Origin of the sequence: Acinetobacter sp. C26M, assembly GCF_023702675.1 — a bacterium.
Taxonomy (GTDB): Bacteria; Pseudomonadota; Gammaproteobacteria; order Pseudomonadales; family Moraxellaceae; genus Acinetobacter.
Genome location: NZ_CP098478.1, coordinates 2509842 through 2536232 on the forward strand (window position 1 = coordinate 2509842; position 26391 = coordinate 2536232).

At 36.5% G+C, this 26391-nt stretch carries 33 protein-coding genes; 10 read left to right on the top strand and 23 right to left on the bottom strand.

The genetic code is table 11. The annotated features are described in order from the left end of the window. Positions 1-49: 49 nt before the first annotated feature. The 3 genes from NDN11_RS11535 to NDN11_RS11545 all read left to right on the top strand — a co-directional run bounded on the left by NDN11_RS11535 (position 50) and on the right by NDN11_RS11545 (position 1674). Positions 50-424, top strand: a complete 375-nt coding sequence (locus NDN11_RS11535; protein WP_251109706.1) for a copper resistance CopC family protein — start codon at positions 50-52, stop codon at positions 422-424. Positions 425-501: 77 nt separating this feature from the next. Continuing rightward, positions 502-1380, top strand: coding sequence for a CopD family protein (locus NDN11_RS11540; RefSeq protein WP_251109707.1), 879 nt, complete (start codon positions 502-504; stop codon positions 1378-1380). Between the two features lie 12 nt (positions 1381-1392). After that, entirely contained in the window at positions 1393-1674 is a 282-nt protein-coding gene (locus tag NDN11_RS11545; RefSeq protein ID WP_167249304.1) for a hypothetical protein, read from the top strand. A gap of 49 nt (positions 1675-1723) precedes the next feature. On the opposite strand, the gene NDN11_RS11550 is transcribed toward NDN11_RS11545, so the two are convergent. Further along, positions 1724-2947 carry an MFS transporter gene (locus NDN11_RS11550; RefSeq protein ID WP_251109708.1) on the bottom strand — a complete coding sequence of 408 codons (1224 nt, stop codon included), beginning with the start codon at positions 2945-2947 and terminating at the stop codon, positions 1724-1726. 97 nt (positions 2948-3044) lie between these two features. Between NDN11_RS11550 and NDN11_RS11555 the strand changes: the two genes are divergently transcribed. Both NDN11_RS11555 and NDN11_RS11560 read left to right on the top strand, forming a co-directional pair. Continuing rightward, the gene (locus tag NDN11_RS11555) at positions 3045-3494 is read left to right on the top strand and encodes a winged helix-turn-helix transcriptional regulator (protein WP_251109709.1); all 450 of its coding nucleotides are present in this window, start codon (positions 3045-3047) and stop codon (positions 3492-3494) included. Positions 3495-3620: 126 nt separating this feature from the next. Continuing rightward, positions 3621-4400 carry a TorF family putative porin gene (locus tag NDN11_RS11560; RefSeq protein WP_251109710.1) on the top strand — a complete coding sequence of 260 codons (780 nt, stop codon included), beginning with the start codon at positions 3621-3623 and terminating at the stop codon, positions 4398-4400. Positions 4401-4496: 96 nt separating this feature from the next. On the opposite strand, the gene NDN11_RS11565 is transcribed toward NDN11_RS11560, so the two are convergent. The 10 genes from NDN11_RS11565 to NDN11_RS11605 all read right to left on the bottom strand — a co-directional run bounded on the left by NDN11_RS11565 (position 4497) and on the right by NDN11_RS11605 (position 11648). Beyond that, on the bottom strand, positions 4497-4943 hold the full coding sequence (locus NDN11_RS11565) for a VOC family protein (RefSeq protein ID WP_251109711.1): 447 nt from the start codon (positions 4941-4943) through the stop codon (positions 4497-4499). Positions 4944-5084: 141 nt separating this feature from the next. After that, entirely contained in the window at positions 5085-5951 is an 867-nt protein-coding gene (locus NDN11_RS11570) for a cysteine ABC transporter substrate-binding protein (protein ID WP_251109712.1), read from the bottom strand. Between the two features lie 32 nt (positions 5952-5983). Then, positions 5984-6835 carry a transporter substrate-binding domain-containing protein gene (locus tag NDN11_RS11575; RefSeq protein ID WP_502801374.1) on the bottom strand — a complete coding sequence of 284 codons (852 nt, stop codon included), beginning with the start codon at positions 6833-6835 and terminating at the stop codon, positions 5984-5986. 69 nt (positions 6836-6904) lie between these two features. Continuing rightward, positions 6905-7636 (bottom strand): amino acid ABC transporter ATP-binding protein, encoded by a 732-nt coding sequence (locus tag NDN11_RS11580; protein WP_251109714.1) that lies wholly within the window; start codon positions 7634-7636, stop codon positions 6905-6907. After that, a complete protein-coding gene (locus NDN11_RS11585; protein ID WP_251109715.1) occupies positions 7633-8304 on the bottom strand; it encodes an amino acid ABC transporter permease in 672 nt (223 codons plus the stop codon). Before NDN11_RS11585 ends, NDN11_RS11580 begins: the two co-directional genes overlap by 4 nt. Beyond that, on the bottom strand, positions 8294-8953 hold the full coding sequence (locus NDN11_RS11590) for an amino acid ABC transporter permease (protein WP_216076277.1): 660 nt from the start codon (positions 8951-8953) through the stop codon (positions 8294-8296). The genes NDN11_RS11585 and NDN11_RS11590 overlap by 11 nt, the downstream gene beginning before the upstream one ends. Before the next feature lie 204 nt (positions 8954-9157). Then, the gene (locus NDN11_RS11595) at positions 9158-9880 is read right to left on the bottom strand and encodes a hypothetical protein (RefSeq protein ID WP_251109716.1); all 723 of its coding nucleotides are present in this window, start codon (positions 9878-9880) and stop codon (positions 9158-9160) included. A 173-nt stretch (positions 9881-10053) separates the two neighbouring features. Beyond that, positions 10054-10182 carry a hypothetical protein gene (locus NDN11_RS18215; protein ID WP_285292125.1) on the bottom strand — a complete coding sequence of 43 codons (129 nt, stop codon included), beginning with the start codon at positions 10180-10182 and terminating at the stop codon, positions 10054-10056. A gap of 268 nt (positions 10183-10450) precedes the next feature. Then, positions 10451-10795 carry a DUF192 domain-containing protein gene (locus tag NDN11_RS11600; RefSeq protein ID WP_251109717.1) on the bottom strand — a complete coding sequence of 115 codons (345 nt, stop codon included), beginning with the start codon at positions 10793-10795 and terminating at the stop codon, positions 10451-10453. After that, positions 10782-11648, bottom strand: a complete 867-nt coding sequence (locus tag NDN11_RS11605) for a type II secretion system F family protein (protein WP_251109718.1) — start codon at positions 11646-11648, stop codon at positions 10782-10784. The genes NDN11_RS11600 and NDN11_RS11605 overlap by 14 nt, the downstream gene beginning before the upstream one ends. A 93-nt stretch (positions 11649-11741) precedes the next feature. Here NDN11_RS11605 and NDN11_RS11610 point away from each other — a divergent pair, with 93 nt between their 5' ends. The 4 genes from NDN11_RS11610 to xseB all read left to right on the top strand — a co-directional run bounded on the left by NDN11_RS11610 (position 11742) and on the right by xseB (position 15037). After that, positions 11742-11888, top strand: a complete 147-nt coding sequence (locus tag NDN11_RS11610; protein WP_251109719.1) for a hypothetical protein — start codon at positions 11742-11744, stop codon at positions 11886-11888. Between the two features lie 185 nt (positions 11889-12073). After that, positions 12074-13432, top strand: coding sequence for an amino acid permease (locus tag NDN11_RS11615; RefSeq protein ID WP_251109720.1), 1359 nt, complete (start codon positions 12074-12076; stop codon positions 13430-13432). 155 nt (positions 13433-13587) lie between these two features. Further along, the gene (xseA, locus tag NDN11_RS11620) at positions 13588-14847 is read left to right on the top strand and encodes an exodeoxyribonuclease VII large subunit (protein ID WP_251109721.1); all 1260 of its coding nucleotides are present in this window, start codon (positions 13588-13590) and stop codon (positions 14845-14847) included. Next, on the top strand, positions 14840-15037 hold the full coding sequence (gene xseB, locus NDN11_RS11625) for an exodeoxyribonuclease VII small subunit (RefSeq protein WP_167249282.1): 198 nt from the start codon (positions 14840-14842) through the stop codon (positions 15035-15037). Before xseA ends, xseB begins: the two co-directional genes overlap by 8 nt. Positions 15038-15249: 212 nt before the next feature. Here xseB and NDN11_RS11630 read toward each other — a convergent pair whose 3' ends face one another. The 5 genes from NDN11_RS11630 to NDN11_RS11650 form a co-directional block, all read right to left on the bottom strand. Next, positions 15250-15870: a thiol:disulfide interchange protein DsbA/DsbL gene (locus tag NDN11_RS11630; protein WP_251109722.1), complete on the bottom strand. Its 621-nt coding sequence runs from the start codon at positions 15868-15870 to the stop codon at positions 15250-15252. A gap of 245 nt (positions 15871-16115) precedes the next feature. Next, the gene (locus tag NDN11_RS11635) at positions 16116-17777 is read right to left on the bottom strand and encodes a phosphoethanolamine transferase (RefSeq protein WP_251109723.1); all 1662 of its coding nucleotides are present in this window, start codon (positions 17775-17777) and stop codon (positions 16116-16118) included. Positions 17778-18318: 541 nt separating this feature from the next. Further along, positions 18319-20196, bottom strand: coding sequence for a potassium transporter Kup (locus NDN11_RS11640; protein WP_251109724.1), 1878 nt, complete (start codon positions 20194-20196; stop codon positions 18319-18321). 38 nt (positions 20197-20234) lie between these two features. Beyond that, complete coding sequence (locus NDN11_RS11645; RefSeq protein ID WP_023270098.1) at positions 20235-20444, bottom strand: hypothetical protein; 210 nt, start codon at positions 20442-20444, stop codon at positions 20235-20237. A gap of 159 nt (positions 20445-20603) precedes the next feature. Next, a complete protein-coding gene (locus NDN11_RS11650) occupies positions 20604-21158 on the bottom strand; it encodes a TetR/AcrR family transcriptional regulator (protein WP_251109725.1) in 555 nt (184 codons plus the stop codon). Positions 21159-21259: 101 nt separating this feature from the next. Between NDN11_RS11650 and NDN11_RS11655 the strand changes: the two genes are divergently transcribed. After that, positions 21260-21790: a dihydrofolate reductase family protein gene (locus tag NDN11_RS11655; protein WP_251109726.1), complete on the top strand. Its 531-nt coding sequence runs from the start codon at positions 21260-21262 to the stop codon at positions 21788-21790. Positions 21791-22050: 260 nt separating this feature from the next. Here the strand turns inward: NDN11_RS11655 and fliP are convergent, their stop codons facing one another. The 7 genes from fliP to NDN11_RS11690 are packed head-to-tail and all read right to left on the bottom strand — an operon-like array spanning position 22051 to position 26385. Then, positions 22051-22782 carry a flagellar type III secretion system pore protein FliP gene (gene fliP / locus NDN11_RS11660; protein ID WP_251109727.1) on the bottom strand — a complete coding sequence of 244 codons (732 nt, stop codon included), beginning with the start codon at positions 22780-22782 and terminating at the stop codon, positions 22051-22053. After that, a complete protein-coding gene (locus NDN11_RS11665; RefSeq protein WP_251109728.1) occupies positions 22772-23092 on the bottom strand; it encodes a hypothetical protein in 321 nt (106 codons plus the stop codon). The genes fliP and NDN11_RS11665 overlap by 11 nt, the downstream gene beginning before the upstream one ends. A 3-nt stretch (positions 23093-23095) precedes the next feature. Next, positions 23096-23410 carry a FliM/FliN family flagellar motor switch protein gene (locus tag NDN11_RS11670; RefSeq protein ID WP_251109729.1) on the bottom strand — a complete coding sequence of 105 codons (315 nt, stop codon included), beginning with the start codon at positions 23408-23410 and terminating at the stop codon, positions 23096-23098. Beyond that, on the bottom strand, positions 23407-24150 hold the full coding sequence (locus NDN11_RS11675; protein ID WP_251109730.1) for a FliM/FliN family flagellar motor C-terminal domain-containing protein: 744 nt from the start codon (positions 24148-24150) through the stop codon (positions 23407-23409). The genes NDN11_RS11670 and NDN11_RS11675 overlap by 4 nt, the downstream gene beginning before the upstream one ends. A 3-nt stretch (positions 24151-24153) precedes the next feature. After that, positions 24154-25308, bottom strand: coding sequence for a flagellar hook-basal body complex protein (locus NDN11_RS11680; RefSeq protein ID WP_251109731.1), 1155 nt, complete (start codon positions 25306-25308; stop codon positions 24154-24156). A 5-nt stretch (positions 25309-25313) separates the two neighbouring features. After that, positions 25314-25727: a flagellar hook capping FlgD N-terminal domain-containing protein gene (locus NDN11_RS11685; protein WP_005187082.1), complete on the bottom strand. Its 414-nt coding sequence runs from the start codon at positions 25725-25727 to the stop codon at positions 25314-25316. Positions 25728-25737: 10 nt separating this feature from the next. Further along, positions 25738-26385 (bottom strand): hypothetical protein, encoded by a 648-nt coding sequence (locus NDN11_RS11690; RefSeq protein ID WP_251109732.1) that lies wholly within the window; start codon positions 26383-26385, stop codon positions 25738-25740. Between the last annotated feature and the right edge of the window lie 6 nt (positions 26386-26391).

Here is a 26391-nt window from a genome sequence, read left to right on the forward strand (position 1 = left end):
CTGCCTTGCACATCATCTCTAATACATCATGCTTCAAAGAGGACAAGAAATGCGTTTTTTCCAAGACAGTAAAACTGCTCTACGCAATATTCTAATCGGCACGACGATGGTAATTGCGACAACCACCACAGCCTTTGCTCACGTTAGTTTAATTAGTGCTACACCCGCAGCAAATACGACTGTTTCAACACAACCCAAAAAACTAAGTCTTAATTTTGGTGAAGAGGTCATGTTAATGAAAATTCAAGTTTTAGATGAACAGCGTCGAGAACTTCCATTGAATTACAAGGTTAGTCATGACCTGAAGAAAACATTTGATGTTGCTCTACCGACATTGAAACAAGGCAAATATAGCGTGTTATGGAGCACCATGGGTAAAGATGGACATAACATGAATGGTGAATATAGCTTCACCATGAAATAAACCTCAACTCATTAAAATAGATGAATAAATTGCCAACATAATCCGTTGGCAATTTATTTAGATAAGGAATAAAAATAATGTCTGAATATTGGATGTTTGCCGCTTGGTTCAACAAAATCAGTCTCTATCTAGGTACTGCCATGGTCATTGGCGGAGCCTTCTGTCACTTCCTATTAGCCCGTTATAACGCACTCAAAAGCAGCTTAATCCAATATATGACATTGGGTGCAGTTTTAGGATTGCTTTCAAGCGTATTGGCCTTTTTACTTTTAATTGGTAGCTTTTCTAATACAGGTCTACTGGGCATGTTTAATTGGACCTATATCAATATTATAATTAATACTGCTACAGGGCATACTCACTTCATTCGAATCTTCAGCTTTGCACTGATTCTGTTATTACTCATTTTTAAGCTCAATCAAAAAAACATTCGAGTTAATATCTTTGAAAAGATCTTTTGGGTGATTTCTATATTCCTAATCACTTATAGTTTTTCTCAATTGGGTCATGTCACGAACCTGACCTTTTTTGCTCAGATTTTATTGACAGTGCATGTCCTGTTAATGTCTGTTTGGATGGGATCTTTGTACCCATTATGGAGAACTAGCCACAGCATAAGTGGACTACCGTTAAAAGAGTCTATGCATTTATTTGGACGCATTGCGGCCTTTGTTGTGGCGATTTTAATTGCATGTGGTGTAAGCATTGCCTTACTCCTGTTTAAGGATATCAATGTTTTAATCGCTACACCCTACGGACAAGGTTTTATCATTAAACTTTTATTCGTTGTCAGTATTTTACTACTGGCTGCATTCAATAAATGGTACTTTACCCCTCGCTTGCAACAACCTAAATTTTCGAAACAGTTAGGTTATGCCATCCTGTTTGAAATGACACTCGGCTTGATGATTTTAATAACAACTGCCTACATTACGACAGTCGTTGGAATCGAGTAAGGGACAAAATATATGAAATATCATTTAGTATTTTGGTTCTTTGCTAGTCCACTACTTTGGGCCGTTGAACCCAATAATTACCAAAAAATGCATCGTTTAAATGAGCTAGAACTACGTAACATCACAGACCATCAACACGATCAAAAAGGGACTGCTAACCTTGCAAATCATCATGCCAAAACCAAACAACAGACCAAAGCGGACAGCACACAAAATAAAGCTTTAGCTCAACTGATCTTGCCCAGTCATCCACAATACAAATCTTCATTGATCCAACAAAATCGTTTTAAATAATCACCAAACACCATCAGTAAGAATAGATTGTGCCGAGTCACACTCTATTCTATTTAAGATTTCTCGTTCGCCACCAAAACAAGAATGCGATGAGACTTCCACAGGCACCCAGCAGGCAAACGCCATACCATCCTGCTTTGGCATAAACCATAGTGGTACTGATCGCCCCCAATCCACTGCCTGCGGCATAGAACAACATATACAGTCCAATTAAGCGGCTTTGATTGTCATGTCCAGTTTGTAAGATCATACTTTGATTGGTGACGTGTAATGCTTGTCCACCTAGATCAAGTAATAAAATACCGATGATTAATGCCACAATTGAATATTCAATTTGAGTGAATGCCAACCAAGATAACAAGATGACAACCAGCGCAAAAGCACTGGTTCTTTGCGCAAAGCCTTGATCTGCCCATTGACCAGCTTTTGTAGCCATTAATGCACCCAGTACACCAACCAAACCAAATGCACCAATCGCTGTATGGGAATATTGATAAGGAGGTGAACTCAACAATAATGCCAATGCACTCCAAAAAATATTAAATACTGCAAACATTAGCAATGCCAATATTCCGCGTATTTGTAATAGCTTATTTTGATAAAGCAAAGTCAACATCGACAAAATTAAGTGAGGATAACCCAGCGTATTTAGTGTATTGGATCGTACTGGTAGGGATTTCCAAAGTGGTAATGCAATCATTAACATCAGTGCTGCAGCACAAAAATATACACTCCTCCATCCCGCTAAATCGCTTATGCCCCCCGCAAAAACACGTGCTAACAGCAATCCAATAAACACGCCGCTTTGTGCAGTACCTACCACATAACCTCGTTCATGGGATTCAGCAACACTTGCAGCATAAGCAATCAATCCCTGCGTCATGGCAGTCCCTAACATACCAACAGCAAACATACTTGCAAATAATCCCAGAGTAGTTTGAGTGATACTCACAGCAGTTAATGCAAGCGCCAGTCCAAATAGCTGTAATAGCATTAAACCTCTGCGATCGACTCGATCCCCCAATGGAACTAACAACAATAAAGCGATCGCACAGCCAATTTGAGTTATGAGAATGACACTGCCAACAGCGGCATAACTGATTGCCAAATCCGTTGCAATAGCATCAAGCAATGGTTGTGCATAATAAACATTGGCGACACTAAGCCCACTCGCAATTGCAAACAACCACACCAAACTGATCGGTAATTTTTTTGACTGCATTAAAAGATGCTTTTCATTTTTGGATAAAGAGGACGCACAGGGAATATTCATATACGAATCCAAACTAGTTTCAAATTAAAACTAGTTGAACCATAAGCGATCTAGTTTTAAAATGCAACTAGTCTGATCTACCTGTTCCGAGAATGCGATGCCACAAGATAAAATTTCCCATTATGAGCCTTGCCCTGTTGCACGTTGTGTAGATGTAATCGGAGATCGTTGGTCACTACTGATTGTGAGAGATATTATGGATGGGAAACATCGCTTTGGTGATCTGCAACGTAGCCTAAACGTTGCGCGTAATATTTTGTCCAACAGACTACATAAATTAATTGATGCTGAAATTCTGGAATTGCAAGGTGCTTCAGATGGCACGGCCTATCAAGAATATATTTTGACAGATCAAGGTAAACAGTTGTTCCCTGTGATAGTTGCACTACGCCAATGGGGTGAACAACATCTATTTGGGAAACAAGAACCGCATTCAATTCTGATTGAAAAATCTACTCAAAAACCTGTGCCATTAATGAGACTCACCTCAAGCGAAGGAGATAGCTTAGACGCTGATACAACAGAAGTATTAAAAGTGAATCTATAGCGGCTATAAAATATGTGTTAAAAATTTATGCTTTGTTTACGCATAATTTACGATATTTTTATTATTTATCAATAAATTAAACCTAATATACATCACATCAAATTTAACTCATATGCTGAGGATGTTATGAAAGGTTTGCATCGATTATTGGTTTTGATTACAGCGTGCTCGTCAAATTATGCATTGGCATCAGATCAACCCACTACACCAAATTTCAATCTTAGTGTAAATGTCGCTTTGGCCAGTGAGTACCGCTGGCGTGGGCAAACCCAAACCAAAAACGATGCAGCGTTCCAAGGAAACTTTCTTTTAAACCATTCCTCTGGATTTTATGTCGCGGCTTTTGCATCAAATGTTGATTTTGGCGATGCAGCACACTTAGAACTCGATCCTTTTATTGGCTATACGACTCCGATTAGCTTAGGGAACTTCCGACCTACACTTGATATCGGTATGCTGCGTTATAATTATGTCGGCAAAAGTGACCTAAATTATAACGAATACTATCTCAAAATGATCATAAACAATATTTTAAGTGATAGTGATATCTTTAGCCCAAGTATTAGCTATACCGATCAATATGGCGGAAAAGCAACACGCCAGAACATCGGTCAAGATGTCAATAATTGGTATTTTAATCTTTTATACACCACACCGATTGCTCAAACTCACTTTGGGGCAGTTGCAAGCTTAGGCTACTCAAAAGCAAGCCAAGCAATATATGGTGGAGAGGTCAAAGATCATTTTATCGACTGGAAAATCGGAGCGAATTATAATTACAAACCGATGAACTTAGTTGCTGAGTTAGCTGCAATCGGAACAGATCTTGGTACTACAGGTTATTCGGAGACAAATAAAAAAGGCGTTAAAACAGCAGCCGTATTAAGCCTGACCAAGTCTTTTTAGAGTGAAAAATTTTTAGATGAAAAAATAGACAGTAAGCATCAATAAATATTGCGGCTTGCTGTCTAAGATTTTGGTTCTATTTTTGGCTCATTTATTCTAATTAGATTTACGCTGAAAGCCTTGTTGCTCCAATAATTGAGCCCGTGTTTCATAATCTACGACTTCAACGACTTGATGCAATAACCACATGTATCCAAACGGATCTTTAAACATGGCATTTTTAATGCCCATTTTAGGCATATCTTGCACCGCTTGAATCACCGCAGCACCTGCATCAACTGCTTGCGCTAAGGTTTGCTCGATATCAGTGACCGTAATATTAAACCAAATCGGAATATAGCTTTCTTGGGTAGGTGCAAGTAATTGGAAATCTGGGTTTTCATCCAGCATATGAAAATGAACGCCATGAATACTCATAATCACACTATTTTGTCCAAGCACAAAATCACCGACTTCAATTCTTTCGACCTCAAAAACCCGCTCATAAAACGCCAATGCAGTCATGGTGTCTTTCACAATAAAATCTATTTCTGTACTTTGCATCTGCTTTTTCTCTGTGTTTTTTTCATTCTAATCGGCAGTTTTTTTGACCACTGTCTATACTTTGTAATACACATCGGTTTATAGCTATAAAAAAGCCAAGCAAGATTCAACCTCGCTTGGCTCTTAGATCATAGAAAATGATTATTCAATAATTAAATCTTTAGCAGGAATACCATCACCATAAACAGGTTTTAAAGTCTTTTCATAAGCCTGATGGATCACGCCTTGTTTGGCTAATTTCTCTAGATCTTGATTTAACCAATCCAATAATTCTTTATTGCCCTTCTGTACCGCTGGTGCAATTAAATCCTGCTCGCCAAGATTGGTAATGCCAACGGTATAGTTTGGATTCTCTTTTGCCCAAGCTAAGACTAGAAGATTATCATGTGCCAACGCTACACCACGACCATCTTTTAAGGCATCAAACGTTTCAGTATTTTGCTCATACTTTTGCAGTTTAATTTCTGGATGTTGCTTACTAAAGAATGAGTCGGCTGTCGTACCCTTATTCACCAATAGAATTTGATCCTTTAATTGGGCAATATCAGTAATCGGCTTGTCTTTAGGAGACACCACACCCAACGCGACTTTTAAATACGGTTTAGCAAAATCCACCACTTGTTCACGTTCAGGTGTCACCGTGAAATTGGCAAAAATAATATCGACTTTATTGGCTTTGAGATATTCAACTCGATTGGCAGCTTCAGTCAGTACGAACTGAACTTTGTTTTCATCGCCCAATAAATCTTTGGCCACATGTTTGGCAATCTCAACATCAAAGCCCTGATTTTTACCTTGTGCATCCAGATAACCAAACGGTGGCTTGTCACTAAATACACCAATACGTACCACACCGTTTTTCTTGATCTGCTCAATACTGGAAACTTGCGTTGAGGGCTCAGCCGATTTCTCTGCTGACTGTGGATTTTTATTACACGCTGTCAGCCCTAAACTGATTATAGAAGCCAGCAGTAATTTTTGAATATTTGACAATGTTATTGTTTGCATACGTTCACCTTTTTTAGTGTTTTAAAAATCTGTTATTGCTTGGTGCTATCAACATCCAAAAAGATATTGGGATTCACTTTTTCACCATAAATCGGCTTCAAAGTTTGGTCATAAATATTCTGAACTTCACCTGTCGCCCTAAGCTGTTTGATTTCATCATTGAGCCAGTGCAGTAATTGGGTATTGCCCTTCTTCACGCCCGCTGCAATAAAATCTTGATTACCAATTTGTGGAATCCCCGCCACATAATTCGGATTCTTGGCTGCCCATGCCAGTGCGTAAGTGCTGTCTTGCGAAATGGCATCACCCCGACCATCGATCAATGCATTGAAAGCATCGGTATTTTGTCCAAATTTCAATAAATTAATTTTCGGATAGTTTTTACTGAAATAGATCTCCGAGCTTGAGCCCTTATTCACAATTAAAGTTTTGCCTTCGAGACTTTTAACATCGGTAATGGCTTTGGCTTTCGGTGAGACAATCCCTAAGGAGGCTTTTAAATAAGGCTCTGAAAAATCGACCACCTGTTGCCGTTCTGGCGTCACCGAAAAGCTGGCAAAAACCACATCAACTTTATCTGACTTTAAAAACTCAACCCGATTGGCAGCTTCTGCCACCACAAACTGAATTTTATTTTCATCACCCAGTAAATCTTGAGTGACACGCTTTGCCAAGGCCACATCAAAGCCCTGATTTTTGCCTGCGCTATCGACATAACCAAATGGTGGATTGTCTGCAAATACGCCAACCCGCAATACACCATTTTTCCGAATTTGTTCCAATGAAGTATCTTGTGCCGTAGCTTTGGCTTCAGTGGAAGCTGGTTGATTACAGCCCGTCAACACGCCTGCCATCAGTACACAGGTGATGCCCAGACCAAACATTTTTGTTTTTGAAGAATCGTGATGTTGCCTAATTGCTAAATTCAATTTCATAAACTCCTCATTTTCATTTTAATAATTCAAAATATTTAAAAAAGTTCTCGCACGTTCAGTCTGTGGATGCTGAAAAAATGCTTCAGGTGAGCTTTGTTCAATGATCTTGCCTTTATCCATAAAGATAATGCGATCCGCCACTTTGCGCGCGAAGCCCATTTCATGGGTCACAATCAGCATGGTCATGCCTTCCTGCGCCAGTTTCAGCACCACATCTAGGACTTCTCTTACCATTTCAGGGTCAAGGGCCGCAGTAATTTCATCCAGTAAAATCACTTTTGGTTGCATCACCAAAGCACGGACGATGGCAATCCGCTGCTTCTGACCGCCTGATAAATTGGAGGGATAGTCATATTTACGATCAAGTAAACCCACGCGCTGCAACAACTGATCTGCCAGTTGTTCCACTTCTGTGCGTTGGCGTTTTTGTGCTTTTAGAGGACCTAGCAAGATGTTATCAATCACATTCATATGCTTGAATAACTCATAGTTCTGGAACACCATCCCGATCTGTTGACGTACGCTATCCCATGACAAATCCTGCCCCAATACACCAACATCTTTCAGGTGAATCTCCCCCTCTTGGATGGGTTCTAACCCATTAATACAGCGCAACAAGGTACTTTTCCCACAACCTGATGGCCCTAAAATCACCACAACTTCGCCTTGTTGTACGTCCAAATCAATGCCATGCAAAATATGACTTTGTTTATAAAACTTATGTAAATGCTGTATCGATAACAAAGTCATGCGTTCTCCCACACTTTTTCTAAATGCGCTGCTAAAAGCGATAATGGATAACAAATCAGGAAATAAAGAATAAAGATGAAACCGTAAATCCACAGCGATGCGCTGGGTACAGTCAATAATGAGTTTTCAATAATCTGCTGCCCCACTTTCAGAACTTCTACCATCCCGATCAGTACGGCTAATGAACTGGTTTTAATCATGCGGGTAAACAGATTCAATGCACCGGGGGTCACTCGTTTTAAGCTTTGTGGGAAAATCACATAAGTTAAAGCTTGTAGATGATTCAAGCCCACTGCATAAGCTGAATCTCGTTGGTGCTGATCAATTGAGGTGATCGAAGCACGTACCAGATCACCCATTTCCGCAGTTCCCCATAAGGTAAATACAAAAATACAGACCCAAAATGATGACAACTGCCAGTTAAACCACGTTGCGAAACCAAAATAGAAAACAAACAATAAGACGAGGATTGGCACAATGCGTATAGTTTCCAAATAGAAACGGCACAGGATTTTAATCAGCATATTTTTTGAGGTCATGATCACCCCAAAAATTGTCCCCAAAATGGCGGATAAAAATACGGACAAAAATGCAATTTCGATGGTTTGCAACAAGCCATACAGTAAACGTTCGATATGGCTCGGTTGAAATAAATATTCAAGTCCCATGGCTCACCTTCCGACTGCGGTATTCCAAATAACTCGTTAAAGCTGATACAGGTAACAAGATAATCAGATAGGCCATGATTAATAGAAATAAAGCCTCTGTGGTTTTGTAATCCATCCCAATCAGGTCTTTGGTCACAAACAGGAGTTCCACCACTGCAATAGCACTCAAGATGGAGCTTTCTTTAATCAGAAATAAGCAGTTCGCACCAATGGCTGGGATAGACAGCGACAATGCCTGTGGAAATACCACATATTGAAAGACTTGCACGGCGTTTAAACCCACACTTCGAGCGGAATCAATCTGCCCTTGAGCAACTGACTGCAAGCCTGCACGAAAGGCTTCTGCCATATAGCTGCCACCTAAAAAAGTCAGACCAATCACGCCACAAGTAAATCCATCGAGTTTGATCCCGATCTTGGGCAAGCCGTAGTAGAGAAAGAATAGCTGAATGAGCAAGGGTGTATTGCGTGAAACCTCGATATAGACTTTGACAATTTTATTGAGTACTCGAACCTGATAAGTGCTAATCACACTACAGAGCAACCCTAATAAAATAGATAACACGATACCGATAGAGGAGATTTTTAAGGTCATGAGGGTTGCCGCATAGAACTGCGGCAGCACACTCTGTATATACTGCCAATCCAAAGAAAACATCCAAATGTAAAATTGATTCTTTTGATAAATACGTTGTTGTTATTTATCTTTGGATGAGTCTATGCTGATTGAAATTTCACATGAAATATTATTATTTGCTAAGCTTTGCTGAAATTTGGATGACGGGTTTTATCGCAACTCAGTTTATAAAAAATTCTGGGAATTTTCCCAGAATTAACAGATTTAACCATTAAATTAAAAACACAAATAGAACAAAAACATAAATAGACCACCTAATACCATTGCAATCCAAGATAACATCCTAGAGATAATCCTCTCTTGTTTTAAAAAAAATGGAGCCACCCATTTATCAACATCTATTTTTTGTAACCATGTGATATATCGGGGAAAAGTTAGCGTAAATATAAGTGAACTAATCACCACAATAACGAAATTTGGCCTTTTATAGAAATCAGAAATATTTACCTTAAAAAATAAAATCCAAAATATAATTTCCACTATGCAAAGCACGACACATAAATACACATTAAACTTAACTTTTGAATTAGACAAAAATAATGGTGTTAGTATCCAAAAAGGATATATAAAGCCCAGCATAAGTCTAAAACCATATAAGCCATGCTCAATATCAAAAAAATAATATCGAAAAAATATTAAAAAATAATAAGCAGCCAACAAAAAGTAAATTAAAACTCTAACTTTATCAAAATAAATATTATCTTTATTACGGATATACACTTGCTTCAATATACAAAAACCAAGTAAATATGCGATATAAAAATATGTTATATACCAAACAGCTAGAGCAACATTATCTATATTAAGCCCAGTATAGCTATATAATTCAATAGAAAGTCCTAAATAAAAACCAGAAAAAACAAAGATTAGCCCAAAAGTTGAAAAACCTTTTAAAATAATAGTGAAAGGAGAATGTTTTTCATTTAAATTCAAGTTCACAACAAAATCTCCTCACCATTAAATAAAACATAATTTCACAAGCATATTATATTATTTTTCTACAAATTATTTCCCAAATTACCAACCTAAAACTCCTTACCAATAAAAATTAAAATAAATATAACTTAATCAAGTCATAAATAATGCAGATTCAATTTCTCAGTCTCATCGACTTACCACCATACTGCTTTCTCTTTAACCATCATTTCTTCATCCACAGCACAGCTTTCTCCCCCTTCAGGAGAAGCATTATGTTCAGTGCTTAATTCATCACACTGATTTGGGCAACTATATGTTGCCATACTAACGTCACCTGCTACATATTTCACACTGCATTGCTGATCACCTTTAGATTTTCCCAGTATCCCAAACCAAGCTCAGTTACTTGATCAACCTCAGCATACGCAGCAGTGCGAATAAATAATAGGAATAAGCTGATTGCTATTAGCCTTTTTAATCCTGACCTCACATCAAATTGAACTGAATATCTATTTTTAAACTAGTGTTATCTAGTTTTATTACACTTTCACAATACAAAAAAATATAAAATATTTTATTTTAATCAGTTTATTAAAATCTGAATAATGACCTATTTCCATCAAGATCAAACTGACCTAAAGTTCCACCTAAAAATTCAACCACAGAACAAGCTTTTGCTGAGGCTGAAACCACTTTAAACGGTTTAACATCATAGTAAATATCAGTAATATAACCAAAGGCATCTATAAATATAATATCAATACTATAACGCATACCAATTGTATGAATTGATCGACAAGGTGTTATTAATAAACATTGTCTAGACATCAATTTTTTTCTAAATAAAAGACCACCAGCTCTAGCAAGAAAACTTTTAGCAACTAGAATTTCAAATTTTTCACTGCTCTGATTTAAATACATATTAGCCAAACGCATCCTTCATCATGATATAAAGTGGGAAACCAATAACAATAAATGTACATGGGAAAATAAAAGCGACTAACGGAAAAAGCATTTTTACAGGAGCTTCTAATGCCAATTTCTCGGCACGTAGGAAACGTTCAATTCGCCTCTGCTCTGCTTGACTGCGTAGGATTGGTCCAAGATTCATCCCCATATTTTCGGCTTGAATAATAGCCGATACCAAGTTTTGTATAGAGGGTTGATCTACACGCTGTGTCATATTTCGTAGAGCATCATTTTTTGGAATACCCTTACGTATATCAGCAAGTACTCTTGAAAATTCATTACGTGTTGGACTTTTAACTGCCTTAGTAACAGCTTGATCCAAAGCATTAACGAGAGTAAGCCCAGCTTCTACACATAAAACAATAAGATCTAAAAAAAATGGTATTTCTTTAAGAATAAGATTTTCTCTTTTTTTCTTTTGGCTTTTTAACCAAAGTACAGGATAAATCAATCCATAAAGTCCAAATGCAGCACTATATATGAGTTCTACACCAGAAAAATATAATATAACTAATGAGAGTAGTGTAAATACAAAACTAAAAACAATCTGTGAAGCTATAATTTCACTTGGTTTAAAGACATAATCATAACCAGCATAAATAATTTTTTTGCTCAGACTGTCTTCCATTTTTTTTGATATAAATGGCTTAATATAGAATGAGACGGCTTTTATCCCCCCCCATAGAATATAAAAAAGAAATGGAGGCTTATCCAAATATTCCCAGATCAGTGGGATGATAAGACAACCATACCAAACGTCCTCTACGTCAAATTCTCCCCAGATACAGTCATTGATGGAAACACCTTTACCCTTACTCATAAAAATGACCAAGCCTATGCCATCGTTTTAGACCACTCCCCACGAGTACGGATTACCAACAATACATTTAATGGTTTTAAAGTCCCAATTCTGATGGATCAATGGAGTTCAATCGTTGATGAAAAAGGTAATGAAATTAAACCTCAACAATTCACTGGTTATGGAAACGTTATCAACCCAAATAAATATGCTGGTGAAGTAACCATGAATCGAAAAGGTGAAATTATCATGGCAAAATGAATAAGATTTATGTTTGTCTATAACAAAAAAGCTATCTTAAAAACAACGCTTATCGCGATAAGGAAACAGTTAATGATTAGAGTAAATTCTGTACTTCATAAATCATACCCTAATCCTCTTTCCAAACTAGTCGATCTCCTCGCGATCCATTACAATCACTTCTTTTTTGTTCAGCGCAGCGTATTTTGAGTAATTCCTCTCCCCAATTAAAACGTGGACTAAAAAACCGCCATATCCAATTGATTGCGATGGGTGGTGCTGTGGGTACAGGTCTGTTTTTAGGCTCAGCTCAGGCAATCCAGTCCGCAGGCCCTTCGATTATTTTAGGCTATGCCATTGTCGGTTTGATCGCATTCCTTATCATGCGACAAATGGGTGAAATGATTGTAGAAGAACCTGTCGCGGGTTCGTTCAGCTATTTCTCACAAAAGTATTGGGGAAACTTTGCTGGCTTCTTATCGGGTTGGAATTACTGGGTGGTTTATATTTTAGTGGCAATGACTGAGCTGACAGCGATTGCCAAATATATCCACTATTGGTGGCCACATATACCTGCATGGATCTCGACTTTGTTCTTCTTCATTGTCGTCACCTGCTTAAATCTGGGTAATGTGAAGTTTTATGGTGAATCCGAATTCTGGTTAGCCATTATCAAAGTGGTTGCCGTTATTTCCATGATTGCCTTCGGTTTGTACCTATTACTGACTGCTGGTACTGATTCAACCGCAAGCTTTACCAATTTATGGCTACACGGCGGATTTTTTCCGCATGGCTTCTCAGGCTTATTTTATATGTTAGCCTTTTTAATGTTTGCCTTTGGCGGCATTGAATTGATTGGGATGACTGCCGCTGAAGCAGAGAATCCAGAAAAAAGTATTCCACAAGCCATTAATCAGGTGATTTTCCGAATTTTGGTTTTTTATGTGGCATCACTGGCGATCATCATGTCATTGATTCCTTGGAATCAACTTGATCTGGGTGGTTTGGACAAAAGCCCTTTCGTCATGATTTTCAGTCAATTGGGTATAAATTGGGCTGCACATTTACTTAATTTTATTATTTTGACCGCTGCACTCTCTGTTTATAACAGCGGAATGTATGCCAATAGTCGTATGCTGTTTGGACTTGCAGTACAAGGTAATGCACCTAAAATTTTTGCAAAAGTCACAAAACAAGGCGTACCTATGCCCGCAGTGATTTTTTCTTCAGTTTTGATTTTTGGCTGTGTATTACTGAACTATTTTGTTCCAGAACAAGCATTAAGCCACCTCATGTATATGGCTGTAGCAGCATTGGTTTTAAACTGGGCGATCATTAGTTTTACTCATTTAAAATTTAAACGCGCTGTTCTGCAAGAAGGCAAAACAGTCAAATTCCCAGCAATGTTTTCACCCTTCAGTAACTATTTGGTTCTCGCATTTATCGTGATGATTTTATATATCATGTGGACACAAGGCTTTAAGGAATCTGTGATTCTGATTCCTGTCTGGATCATGTTTATGTTCGGACTATTTAAAGTTTTGAAATGGAATAAATCACTTTAATATCTGAACCACTACACGCATCTACAGTAATCTGTAAAAATAAACTGTGGATGCGTATCACTCAGCACAAAATAAATAAAAACAATATAGGCCTGATTTGTTATCAGGTTGATCCATTTGCTACTATAGCAAGATCACTTTCATCATCTGATCCAATGTCTGAATCTCAACTTTCTCTAAGCGACTACCTCGCAACAGTACAGGAAATCATTCGCCTGACGTTTGATGAACCTGTATGGGTGAAAGCTGAGATTCGAAACCTCAATATCAAAGGTGGGCATTACTATCTAGAACTTGCTGAAAAAGAACAAGATACCGATAAAGTGATCGCAAGCTGTAAAGCCACAATTTGGAAATTCACTGCGGCTAAAATGGTGCTTAAATTTGAGCGCGAAAGTGGTATTGAACTATCAAAAGATTTAAATGTACTGATTAAAATCAGGGCGCGCTTTGACCCTCAATATGGTTTTTCGGTCAATATTGAAGATATAGATTCAAGCTTTACCTTGGGCGATATTGCGAAGCGCTATCAACAGATTCTTGCTCGATTAAGCAGTGAAGGATTGGTTCAGCTTAATAAACAACTCCCCACACCATTTGATATTGAAAATGTGTTGGTGATTGCACCAGAAAATGCAGCAGGTTTAGGTGATTTCAAAAAAGATGCCGATGCCTTACATCAAGCAGGCGTCTGCCATTTTGTTTATCACACCGCGACTTTCCAAGGTAATACCGCTGCACATAGTATTATGGAGTCTTTAAGCTCAGGTCTACGCCAATGGGCAAAAGATTATACGCGACCACCAGATCTAATTGTGATTATTCGCGGCGGTGGTGCAGTCAATGATTTAGCTTATTTAAATGATTATGATCTGGCTACCCTGCTATGTAAACGTAAAGTCCCGATTTGGGTCGGTATTGGTCATGAAAAAGACCGAACTATTTTGGATGAGATTGCACATCGTTCCTTTGATACACCCAGTAAAGTCATTGCAGGAATTCGGAATCTGATTGCAGAACGCTCGCAAGATGTTATAAGTCATCTTCAAACCATCAAACTATTATCCCAACATCAGATTACGGCCTATCAAAGTCAAAATGATCAGTTGATAAATATCATCAAAACACTGGCACAAAATCAAATCATGACCAGTCACATGCATCTTGATACCGTTAAATCAACGCTACAATATTTTGCAAAACAGCAGCTTAAAACGGCCTCGACCCAAATCGAAGCCTTACTGCGGGAAACATTACTGCAAAATCCAAAGCATGTTTTAGCCAAAGGCTATGCCATTGTGCGTAGTGAAAATAAAGCGATTCGTTCAGTCCAGCAAGTGGCAGCGACGGTCTCAATCGAAATGCAAGATGGTTATATCCATGCCAATGTAAGTGAGGTTACACATCATGAGTAAAAAAGAGTTAAGCTTTCAGGAAGGTTATCAACTGTTAAAAAAGAATGCGGAACTGTTAGAAGCACAAGACGAGCCTGATATTGATAATCTTATGAAGATTGTTGAAGAATCAATGAATGCATACAAAGCATGTAAATCACGTGTAGATGCCGTGCAACAAGCATTGAATGAAACCTTTAAAGAGAGTTAATTTTTAGTATAAAGAAGTCAGTTTGATCATGAATCGTATAAAACCATGACAAGACCGAAAAACGATGCTGCGCTGACTCAGCCTCTTTATTTTAATTTTTGAACAATCTCATTAACGAACAAGTGCTGTAGCAACAATACTGACAGCACCTTCATATGTTCTTGATTTATGAAACAGACTTTAAAGGTCTGCCATAGGTTTAAATACCAAAATCACTGCGCTTTACGTTCTTTATTCACCAAATATTCAACAACTTGAACAACTTTATTGTCTCCACCTTGAACAATATACTTGCCATTTACTACAACTGCTGGAACACCCGTAAGTTGATATTTTTGCGCCAATTGGTTTGATTCTGCAATTTTTGCTGTGATCGGAAAAGAATCATACGTGCTGTTAAATTTTGCCTCAGAAACGCCATATTGCGTAAAAAACTTGGCAAAGGCCTCTTTTTGTAAAACCTTTTCCTTGCCTGAGAAATTGATATGGAATAACGGTAGATGGGTACGTTTACGTACACCTAAAGCCTCACTCACATAATATGCACGCGCACCTTGTTCCCACATCGGGTTCATTGCCGCTGGCGTACGCAGAAAATAAACATCTTTAGGGATACTTTTCAACCAAGTTTGCATATGGGGTTCTAATTTAAAACAATAAGAGCATCCATACCAAAAAAACTCTCTCACTTCGATTGTATTGGCAGGTGCCGATGTTTTTACTGGATTTTGAACCACGGTATAATCTTTACCAGCAACAAAATCTGCAGCCATACTATGTGTTGAACATACAGCAAAAATTGCAGCCGCACCGGTTAAAATAAAAATTTTCATTAAATTTATAGCTCTTACAGTCACTTATAATCCAGTTAATATACGCATCAAAACAAATATTTTAATCAGAAATTAACCCGGATTTAATAATTACTCATTTAAAAAATCCCAAACACTTTTCAAAGTGAATGGGATAACGATATAAATATTTCACTGGAGGAATGTATATCGTGAAGCTGATATTTTTATCATAAAATCCATATCAAAATAAATACTACATCACAAAAATATACATATTCACCAGTTTAATTAACCTTACTCACAATATTCGAACAAGTCGCCAGCATATCCGTTTCAACATCAATAACTTTTGTTTTTATATCTAACAAACTCAACATGGTTGGAAATAAATTATCCTGACTCAATTCATTATTATTTTGTTTCGACAAACATTTTATCTGCTCAGGATTGGACTGTTTCCAGCGTGCAGAAAACCACATGATCATCGGAATATGCGTCTGCTGTTGAGGTGCTATCAGATAAGGTGCGCCATGTAAATACATACCACTTTCACCTGTGGACTCCCCATGATCAGACAAATACCATAAGCCAGTTTCATACTGTGTATTCTGTTTTAGCGTTTCAACCAGTTGGCTCAAGATATAATCGGTATATAACAAAGTATTGTCATAGGTATTTTGCAAAGCTTCACGGCTACATCCTTGAATGGCATTGGTATCACATGTGGGTCTAAAGACTTTAAATTGGGCTGGTACTCGCTTGTAATAGGCTGGGCCATGACTCCCTAATTGATGTAATACAAGCAAACGAGGTTGTGTATCCCCTTGAGGAATAGATTGTAGATAGGATTTCAAACTATCAATTAGGATCTCATCAAAACATTCCCCGCCTTTACACCACTTTTTCTGAATCGGTTCTGCAATCTTATACGTCTCAACCCGATCACAAACGCCCTTACAACCAGAATTATTTTCAATCCAAGTGACCTGATAACCAGCACGTTGCGCAATATCAAGCAAGCCCTCTCTACGGATGGCTAAGCGCTCATCATAGGATTTACGTGGCATTCCCGAAAACATACATGGAACAGAAACAGCCGTTGCCGTTCCGCACGAACTCACTTTAGAAAAATTCAATATGTCCTGTTGAGCCATTTCAGGATTGGTGAGTTTGTTGTATCCATTTAAAGAGAAATTTTCCGCTCTGGCTGTTTCACCCACAACAAGTACCATTAGCTTGGGTAATGCATTTTCACGCTGTAAAATCCTCGCATCTTCACCATAACTGATCAAAGCTTGATTCTTTTTGGGTGCCTTCTTTTTGTAATATGAAATAAAAGAGCTAATCATGTTTTGTGGCGAAATCATTCCTTTTAAACTACGATTTTCACGGAAAATTGCTGCAAAATCGACATAGAAAATAAACAGCATAACGATGACAATGGATAAAGAAACAACAGCAGTTAGAATTTTTTTGGTAAATTGAAATATAAATTGCTTAGTTTCAGGTCTAATCTTAACCATCGCAACAACAAAAATGGGGAGAATAATCAACCCAAATATCCAGACCAAAAGATACCAAGACCAAAGGTCTCGTGCTTCTGTAAAGTTAGTTTGCATCAAATTTTGGATTTGATCAGAGGTAATCCACACACCAAGTGAAGTCACGGTATAAGATGAAAATCCACCAATTAAAATAAGACAAATCGCAATGGGTTTTGCTGTCCAACGCCAATTAAAAATTTGAAATACAAAATTATATGTAAAAATCACCACCAATATAGAAGCAATTAGAAATAAAAAGCGTTCAAAACCTGAATAAGGGGTTAGGTCTTGAATTTTCATAAAGAATGAAAAATTTAAAAAAAGACCTAACCAGATTGCCAGTATAAAATTAAACCTTAATAGTGAAATATCTCTTCCAAATATTTTTTTAAGCCAAAGCATTTTAAAATCCCAAAAATAAGACCCCCACCCTTTAAAAAAACGAATAAGAATTAAAAACTAAAAACACATTAATCTACTTAAAAAATTATATCTCAAATTCAATCTATTTTTAGAATATGACAAAAATGTAATTTACGCGTCATAATAAGTTTAATTCAAACTTAACTTTTTAGAATGAATAAAAATTTTTATATCTCAATCAAGTTAACCATGATGAATAAATGTATGCAGAGCTGTATAAAAAGTCTAGACAGCAAAAATTGGCATAAAAAAACCACATCTGAGGATGTGGTAAAAGGTGTAGCTATGCTTGTACGGCTTTACTGTTCTTTTAGAGTAGAACGGTTTGCTTAAATGAAACTGAAATGAAAGCATCATTCTTGGACATTCTCATATTGAATATCATGCTATTCCGTTAGACCAGTTTTAGCCCCCATGATGATTGGAAAACGCAAGCAAGAAAAAGCCCTTGTCATCACAAGGGCTTTTTCCGTTTGGTTAAATTAATCACAATTAAACTAGAAGCTGAGAATACAATTTTTTAGATTTCGATCTGGCTACCCAGTTCCACCACTCGATTGGTCGGGATTTGATAAAAATCACTGACTGGGCTGGTATTACGTTGCATTGAAATAAATAAATGCTCCCGCCAAGGGGCCATGCCATCCCCCACACTATGCATAATACGTTCACGTGAGATAAAGAAGCTAATCTGCATCAAATCATATTCAAACTCAAGTTGCTCATAGGCTTGAGCCAATGCACGAGGTACATTCGGCTCATCTTTAAAACCATAGAAAATTTTAATACGATAAAACTGCTGATCTAGAGTTTCAACATGAATGCGTTCTTCTTGCGGGACAAAAGGAACATCTTCAATCACCACAGTCACCAAAATATTACGCTCATGTAAAACTTTATTGTGCTTAATATTGTGCAACATGGCATGTGGAACCACATTTGGCGTACCTGTCAGGAATATGGCATCTCCTGGTACACGATATACACTATCACCGATACTTTTTAAGAATAAATCAAGTGATAATGTGTCATGTTCAAGCTTAGCGAATGTGAGCTCACGACCCCGCTTCCAAGTCATGAGGATAACGATTGCAACAGCACCAATTAATAATGGCACCCAACCACCTGCGAATATTTTTAAAGATGCAGCAGCAACTAAAACAGACTCGAGAATGAAAAATGGAATGATGAGTAAAAATACCTTTGGTAAGCTCCATTTCCAAGCATAGTAAATAAAGACAGCAACCAAAATCGTATCGCACAGCATGGTTAATGTCACAGCTAGACCATAAGCACTGGCAAGGTTTGAACTGGTTTGAAAAATTAAAATCAGAATTAAAATTGCAATCAGCAACAACCAGTTTAAAAAAGGTACATAAATCTGACCTTCTTCTGAGTCAGAGGTATGTTTAATACTTAATCGTGGTAAATAGCCCAATTGAATTGCTTGGCGTGCCAAGGAAAACACCCCAGAAATAACCGCTTGTGAAGCAATCACCGCTGCCATCGTTGCCAAGATAATCATCGGGTATAACGCCCAACTTGGCACCAATAAATAAAATGGATTTTCAATCGCTGCTGGATTTCGCAGTAATAAAGCCCCTTGGCCTGCATAGTTTAAAACCAAGCAAGGTAACACCACACTAAACCATCCAAACCGAATTGGACGTGGGCCAAAGTGCCCCATGTCTGCATACAGTGCTTCTCCCCCAGTAACCGTTAACACCACGGCACCCATAATAAAGAAAGACTGAACTGGATGAGTAAAAATAAACTGTATTGCCCAATGTGGACTCACCATCCCCAGTACAACAGGTGTCTGTATCACACTGGCAATACCTAAAATGCCGAGTGACAAAAACCAGACTAAAGTTATTGGTCCAAAAAACTTACCAACAAAGGCTGTACCATGTTTCTGCATCAAAAACAGCGTGATCACAATCACGATCGCAATTGGCACAATGAAGGGATCAAGCACATTGGTGGCAATGGATAAGCCTTCAACTGCGGAAAGAACAGATATGGCTGGGGTGATAATGCCATCTCCAAAGAATAAAGATGCCCCGATAAAACCAATCGCAATGAGATAGATCTTTTTTGTATCTGATAATTTCGCTTTACGTAGGTTCAAGGCCAATAAAGCCATGATCCCACCTTCACCATTATTGTCTGCACGCATAACGATCGCGATGTATTTAATACTGATGATCAGCATTAAGCACCAGAAGATAATCGACAAAATGCCTAATACATTTTCAGGTTGAATTCCTAAACCATGAGCGGCATGGAAGGATTCCTTTAACGCATAGAGAGGACTTGTTCCGATATCTCCAAAGACCACCCCAAGCGCTGCCAACGCTGTGGCAGGCAATGCTGCTTTTTTTGTAGTATTTTGCATAATGAGCTTTCTTTAACTGTTATAGGGCAAGACTTTGGTCATTTATTTTCTTTAAGCATATGCTCTATTTCTCGCGAAGAATACCCTCTCTCTTTAAGAATCTGAACAATAATCTGCTGTATTTCTTTCGATGCACCGACATATTTCTCAACCAGCACATCTACGCTATATCCCATCAGTATGTCTTTTTTATTAAGCAGCAGGTTATGAACATGATTGTCTTGATCAGATGTATTAAAGAAACCCATTAACCTATCCATAAGAATGATTGCAAAGTGTATTTTAATAAACTAAAAAAAATGGCCGCGTAAAATTTGCGTAAATTTTTAAGCTATGTCATCTCAATTCAAAATGGTTCAGCTCTGATCAAAGTCAACTATAAAGAGATCAATCAGGCTCTATAAAATTCAAATTAAAATTTTACAGATCAATGAAAGCGGTCCTTTGATATCGTCTATCAATAAAGGCTGTTTTGATTGATTACATTTCATTGCCAAAGCAAATCCATGCAAATAGTCAACCAGTAAATTCAAACTTTGCACCTTGGCCTCGTCATCTAAATTTAGGCCCGAAATAATTTTTAAGTAGCGATTTTGAAAAACGATAGCAGGACCAGTGCTTGTCATTCCTAATAGCGTTTCTAATAGACCTGAATATTGTTTTAATAAATTTAGGTAACTCAAACAGAGTTGCTCTAGTTCGCCTTGCCAGCAACTGCTATTTGACGGACGATAAATGTCACTGATTAAAGATATTGTTACAGCTTCAAGTAAATCCTCTTTATTTTTAAAATAATGATACATTGCCATGGCATCGACCTTGAGAAGCGATGCCAATTGCCGAATAGTGGGTATTTTACCTGTATCCAGCATCAATACTTTGGCTGTGTTTATAATCACCTCTTTATCCAAGCCCCCTTGATCTCTGGTTGGCCGACCTCTTTTTTTATCCTTGACATCCATTCTAAATCCTCAATAAACTAGATAGATAAATTCTACAATGTAGAATTATTCTATTCGTTTTCAGCTACTTTGGCAATAGACGATGCAATAAGGAAAAAATTATGAGTAATATCGTATATATAGCAACAAGCTTAGATGGCTATATTGCTGATAAGAATCATCAACTTGATTGGTTGCATGAGGCCGCAGCAGCAGATCAATCAGATTTTGGTTTTTCAGAATTTTTACAAAGAATTGATGCAATGATTATGGGTAGGAAGACATTAGAGACTATTTTAGGTTTTAATTGTAAATGGCCTTATCAAAAACCCGTCTTTGTTTTAAGTCACACCTTAACAAATGTTCCCCCTACCCTACAGGACAAAGTTTTTCTTGAAAAAGGTAAGCCCCAAGACATTGTCGATCGCTTAAATAAAAATGGATATCACAATCTCTATATTGATGGAGGCATCACAATTCAAAACTTTCTGAAAGAGGACATGATCGATGAACTGATCATTTCAACAATACCCACTTTACTTGGCGGTGGCACTCCACTGTTCTGTGATTTAATAACTCCGTTAAAATTCAAATATTTAAAAACAGAAGTTTACCTTGATGCTATCGTTAAAAATTATTATGTACGCAACTAGATAACACAAATTCAATCTATGTTGAGCCTCAGACTTTGTCATCATGTGCTAATGCTCAAGAAGCATTACTCGGAGTGAATTAAATCATTTAGGAATAAATCACTAAAATTCAGAATAGAGCCAAAGTTATGACAAAGAAAAAGGGAATCAGACTATGCATCTGATTCCCTTTAAGATATTTAGCAGAAGCGGTGATACTCTAATAATATTCACATTTGCATCATAAAAAAATTATAATCAGTAATTAAGGGTTTGTAAAATCAGTTAGCACTTCTTATTAATACCTCAAACAATAAGCTCCATCCATCAATTAAAAGGAATAGTAATAATTTTATTGGTAAGGATATCGTTATTGGTGGAACCATGATCATGCCTAAAGACATCAAAATAGAAGCAACAATAATATCGATTACTAAAAAAGGAAGTAAGATAACGAAACCAATTTGAAAAGCTATTTTTAATTCACTTAACATGAAAGCTGGTATTAATTTAATTGGTGTAATACTAGCACTATCAACAGGCAAAGATGTCTTTGATAACTCATAAATCAACTTGATATCAGATTGATGTGTCTGAGTAATCATAAAATTTTTCAGAGGTTCCCAAGCCTTAATAAAAAAATCTTGTATTGTAATTTTATTCTCTAAATATGGCTGAAATGCAACCTGATTAATGACTTCAAATGTGGGCCCCATAACAATCATTACTAAAAAAAAAGAAAGTAAAATAAGTACAATATTTGGTGGAGTCTGTTGTAGGCCTAATGCTTGTCGCATAATTGACAAGACTATTACATTTCTAACAAATGTCGTCGTTGCTATCAAAATTAACGGTATTAGACTTAATACCGTTAAAGAAACAAATGTTGACGTTGGATTCAACATACTCATGATATTGCTTTGTTGTGGCTGCTCTATTGCTGCAAAGCAATTAAAGCTAATACTTACGCTAAACAAAGCGATCAAGATTTTAATGAATGTTTTATGGCTCATTACAACTTTGCCTATCACTAGATAGTTCACTACCATTACACTTCGGTATATGTGTAACGGAAACATTCTGACTTGACTCAACTACAACTAGGTCATAATCATTTTTATCAATAATATATAAAGTAACTTTAGAGGACAGCCTAATTATTTTATATTCCTCAACATTTTTTAGTTGTCGAGAAAATTTAGAAATAAGATTCTTTTTAAAAAAAAATAATATAAAATAAGCCGCTATCAATAAAACTACAGTGATACCTAAAGTATAAAAAATATACCCAGAAGAAATTAACTCATCTTGCTTAAAATTCATTTTTTAAGCACTATGTTGATTTAATTGTGTAATTTGGAATCCAAGTACATCATCCACAGCGACTAATTTACCATATCCAACTAAATGATCTTTTAAGTACAATTTTAAAGGTTCATCAATAGATTGATCCAACTTAACTAGACTACCTTGTTTTAAACTTAATAACTCACCAATTGTTAGTTTTGCTGAACCGACCTCCACTATAAGCTCAACTTCAACTTGTTCTACAACTGCTAGCTTATCAATTAAATTGGGAGAATTGCTATCAATAGCTTCCCGCAAACTTGGTAAATTAATTTCATTGATTTGAGTAGTCACTTTTTAATCTCATGATTCGATGTTAATAGAATTGCTCGGTGATTTTCTGTTTGACCCAAAGCGGCTAAAGCAATTTGATTATCCCTACAAAATACGCTAAAAGGTTGAGCAATACGATGATTTGATTTAATAACGTCACCAACTTGTATATCAACAAAATCTGAAACAGATAATTTATCTAATATAAATTTAGTTTGTATGACTACAACTTCACTATCAAAAGATTTTTGAGATAAAGAAGTTTTGGATAAGCTTATTTCATCCTTATTATTCAGAAACCCAGAATCCAATAATAATTTAAAGCTTTTTGTACCTAATCGAACATAAGCAATAATTGGAGTACCGCAAAAGACAACATCATTCATCGCAACTAGATTACTACCAAATTCTTTTAAACCACTATTAGTATAAAACTTAGCAAGTAAATCTCTTTTAGCCCTCTCGATTAAGAATGCAGTTACACTATCATTAGGAACTATATTCTTAATATTTTCAAACAATATATTAATCCAGATATCATTATCATTTTTTAGAAAACCGACAATAGGTTTATTATCATCTAAACAATAAAAATCAAAATTTAATAACTCATGAGAAGCATCAGAGCATTCCTCAAGCTGTATATCTGGTACAATATCTGAACTTATCCATTCCTCATACCACTTAATCATTGATCGACTAATAATTGCTATTAGTTGGCTTTTTTCTTTTTTCGTAAGAAAACCTAAACCATATTTCATCAACTATCCACCGCGAGAAGAATTATAAAGTTGTTCTAACATTTCATTCGCAACATTCATAACCCGTGAACTCGCTTGGTAGCCCCTTTGAATGATCAGAATATTACCAAATTCTTGGGCTAAGTCGATATTCGCAAGCTCAATATACCCACCTTGTATTTTTCCAAAATATCCAGAATCAGGCTTACTATAACTAACTTTGACACTTTCTGGTTTATGTAATAAGGCATTTTGATCTTGACTGAGTTTTGTCTCATCAGAAAAACTTGCTAAACCAACAGCCTGAGTTGTTTTTTTCTTTTGACCATTGTTATAACTTATTTCTAAAATACCGTCTTCGCCAAAACTATAACCGACAATCCCCGCTCTTGGACCACCATCAGTTGCATTGGCTTGTATGCTACTACTTCCTGCGGAAACAACACTAATTCCCCCTATATCAAGCTTTAAATTTTGCTTACCTTCATCAAAATTTAATTCGATATCGAGGAACTGGTCGAGTACCGTACCCGCTAAAGTAAAATTAATTACGCCAGTATTTAGTGTTTTATTTTTTTCATCAATAATTGTATAAGACCATTTACTGCCTACCGCTGAATTATTTGATTGTTTTTCAAAATTGATCGATAACTTACGCAATGTTCCTGTAGCATCATAAATATTTACATTACTTAACTTATAAGGTGCTGTTTCAGCTGAACTCAGAGTACCGTTTATGTCTAGTGTAGTTGTTTGTGTAGGCGGCAAAGACTGATAATTCTTTATGTTTATCACTTCCAGTTTGTTACCATTAAACCCCATAACATTATACATACCAGATTGATCGACTAAATCACCTTTCTCATCAAATTTAAATTGGCCAGCACGCGTATAGAAAATTTCTTGTTTAGAATCCTTTAATATAAAATAGCCTTTACCATTAATATATAAGTCAGTTTGATTACCGGTTTGTTTTGAATCACCATTTTTTGTACGTGTTCCAGTACCTTGATAACTGACTCCAAGACCATTACCATTATTACTTTCAACATCTTTTAAAAAACTATCTTTCCCCTTATAGCCTGGGGTGTTCATATTACTAATATTTTGCGAAACATTATTCAGCTGAGTAGAAAATGCAATTAAACCACTTACACCATTAAAATGTGCCTGTGTCATTTTTATTACCTTACTGTTTTAATTTGAGATAATTTAATATTAGTCAGAAAGCTACCATCAGCTTGCTTTATATTTATTAAAGAACCATCTGGAGAAAAATTAACTGCAGACACTGTACCTGTCACATTCGTGCCGCTATCAGTTACAATTTCTACTTGCTTTCCAATAATTCCCAGTGACTGCAAAGTGGCATTAATAGAAACCAAATTACTAATGTTTTCGTTTGTGAGCCTAGCTTGTTCTAAATTGGTAAATTGAGCCATTTGAGCAAGGAACTCTCTATTATTGATCGGTTCTAATGGATCCTGAAATGTTAACTCCGTCATAAATAGCTTAATAAAATCATTTTGGCTTAAATTACTTCTGCTCACTTCACTAGCAGCAGAACCTAAACTATTCCCGAGAGCATCTATAGCCATGTGAATTCCACTAAGTTTTGGACCAGACCATTTTACCATTCAACCATATTCTATCAATACTATCGGGCAATTGTCTTTTAATATTTTCCAACAAATCATGCTGATTGCCATGAAAATCTCTAACAAATAGTTCTGATTTAGTAATTAATATATGTTTTTTTAAAACTTCAGATGGAATACATGTGAGCACTCTAGACTCTGTCGGCAAGTCTATTGAAAAATTCTGATCAATTTTAGAATTACTTTTAGGAAAAAAGTCAAAATATTGCTTATTGTTTTCTATTTTTCCATCTTTGGTGATCAGTTGTTCTGCTTTGTTTTCTAAAGTTACTCCATAATTTTTCAGACATTCGATTGTCAATAAGTAATCTGGCACCTCAAACTGAATATTTCTTACATGATCCAAATAGGATAAATGATTTGTAGCAATGCTTTTCAATTCATACAATTCGACAAAATCATTCATTTTTGAACTCTGATGTTTAAAATCCTTTTTTATCAATACATTTTTTCCATCAATTTCTTTGATATCTTTTTGTTTTATATCATTTAAAAAACTTCCCCCAGTATTGGACTCTTGCTTTTTAAACTTATTCTCAAGTTCTTCTTTATTATCGTAAACAGTCCTAGCAAGATGATCTACTTTGATGTTTTCCATGTCAGT

Coding starts and splice junctions, on each gene's coding strand:
- NDN11_RS11535 (WP_251109706.1), top strand. CDS start 50: ATGCGTTTTTTCCAAGACAGTAAAACTGCTCTACGCAATATTCTAATC.
- NDN11_RS11540 (WP_251109707.1), top strand. CDS start 502: ATGTCTGAATATTGGATGTTTGCCGCTTGGTTCAACAAAATCAGTCTC.
- NDN11_RS11545 (WP_167249304.1), top strand. CDS start 1,393: ATGAAATATCATTTAGTATTTTGGTTCTTTGCTAGTCCACTACTTTGG.
- NDN11_RS11550 (WP_251109708.1), bottom strand. CDS start 2,947: ATGAATATTCCCTGTGCGTCCTCTTTATCCAAAAATGAAAAGCATCTT.
- NDN11_RS11555 (WP_251109709.1), top strand. CDS start 3,045: ATGCCACAAGATAAAATTTCCCATTATGAGCCTTGCCCTGTTGCACGT.
- NDN11_RS11560 (WP_251109710.1), top strand. CDS start 3,621: ATGAAAGGTTTGCATCGATTATTGGTTTTGATTACAGCGTGCTCGTCA.
- NDN11_RS11565 (WP_251109711.1), bottom strand. CDS start 4,943: ATGCAAAGTACAGAAATAGATTTTATTGTGAAAGACACCATGACTGCA.
- NDN11_RS11570 (WP_251109712.1), bottom strand. CDS start 5,951: ATGCAAACAATAACATTGTCAAATATTCAAAAATTACTGCTGGCTTCT.
- NDN11_RS11575 (WP_502801374.1), bottom strand. CDS start 6,835: ATGTTTGGTCTGGGCATCACCTGTGTACTGATGGCAGGCGTGTTGACG.
- NDN11_RS11580 (WP_251109714.1), bottom strand. CDS start 7,636: ATGACTTTGTTATCGATACAGCATTTACATAAGTTTTATAAACAAAGT.
- NDN11_RS11585 (WP_251109715.1), bottom strand. CDS start 8,304: ATGGGACTTGAATATTTATTTCAACCGAGCCATATCGAACGTTTACTG.
- NDN11_RS18215 (WP_285292125.1), bottom strand. CDS start 10,182: ATGGCAACATATAGTTGCCCAAATCAGTGTGATGAATTAAGCACTGAA.
- NDN11_RS11600 (WP_251109717.1), bottom strand. CDS start 10,795: ATGCGTTTGGCTAATATGTATTTAAATCAGAGCAGTGAAAAATTTGAA.
- NDN11_RS11605 (WP_251109718.1), bottom strand. CDS start 11,648: ATGAGTAAGGGTAAAGGTGTTTCCATCAATGACTGTATCTGGGGAGAA.
- NDN11_RS11610 (WP_251109719.1), top strand. CDS start 11,742: ATGGATCAATGGAGTTCAATCGTTGATGAAAAAGGTAATGAAATTAAA.
- xseA (WP_251109721.1), top strand. CDS start 13,588: ATGTCTGAATCTCAACTTTCTCTAAGCGACTACCTCGCAACAGTACAG.
- xseB (WP_167249282.1), top strand. CDS start 14,840: ATGAGTAAAAAAGAGTTAAGCTTTCAGGAAGGTTATCAACTGTTAAAA.
- NDN11_RS11630 (WP_251109722.1), bottom strand. CDS start 15,870: ATGAAAATTTTTATTTTAACCGGTGCGGCTGCAATTTTTGCTGTATGT.
- NDN11_RS11635 (WP_251109723.1), bottom strand. CDS start 17,777: ATGCTTTGGCTTAAAAAAATATTTGGAAGAGATATTTCACTATTAAGG.
- NDN11_RS11640 (WP_251109724.1), bottom strand. CDS start 20,196: ATGCAAAATACTACAAAAAAAGCAGCATTGCCTGCCACAGCGTTGGCA.
- NDN11_RS11645 (WP_023270098.1), bottom strand. CDS start 20,444: ATGGGTTTCTTTAATACATCTGATCAAGACAATCATGTTCATAACCTG.
- NDN11_RS11650 (WP_251109725.1), bottom strand. CDS start 21,158: ATGGATGTCAAGGATAAAAAAAGAGGTCGGCCAACCAGAGATCAAGGG.
- NDN11_RS11655 (WP_251109726.1), top strand. CDS start 21,260: ATGAGTAATATCGTATATATAGCAACAAGCTTAGATGGCTATATTGCT.
- fliP (WP_251109727.1), bottom strand. CDS start 22,782: ATGAGCCATAAAACATTCATTAAAATCTTGATCGCTTTGTTTAGCGTA.
- NDN11_RS11665 (WP_251109728.1), bottom strand. CDS start 23,092: ATGAATTTTAAGCAAGATGAGTTAATTTCTTCTGGGTATATTTTTTAT.
- NDN11_RS11675 (WP_251109730.1), bottom strand. CDS start 24,150: ATGAAATATGGTTTAGGTTTTCTTACGAAAAAAGAAAAAAGCCAACTA.
- NDN11_RS11680 (WP_251109731.1), bottom strand. CDS start 25,308: ATGACACAGGCACATTTTAATGGTGTAAGTGGTTTAATTGCATTTTCT.
- NDN11_RS11685 (WP_005187082.1), bottom strand. CDS start 25,727: ATGGCTATAGATGCTCTCGGGAATAGTTTAGGTTCTGCTGCTAGTGAA.
- NDN11_RS11690 (WP_251109732.1), bottom strand. CDS start 26,385: ATGGAAAACATCAAAGTAGATCATCTTGCTAGGACTGTTTACGATAAT.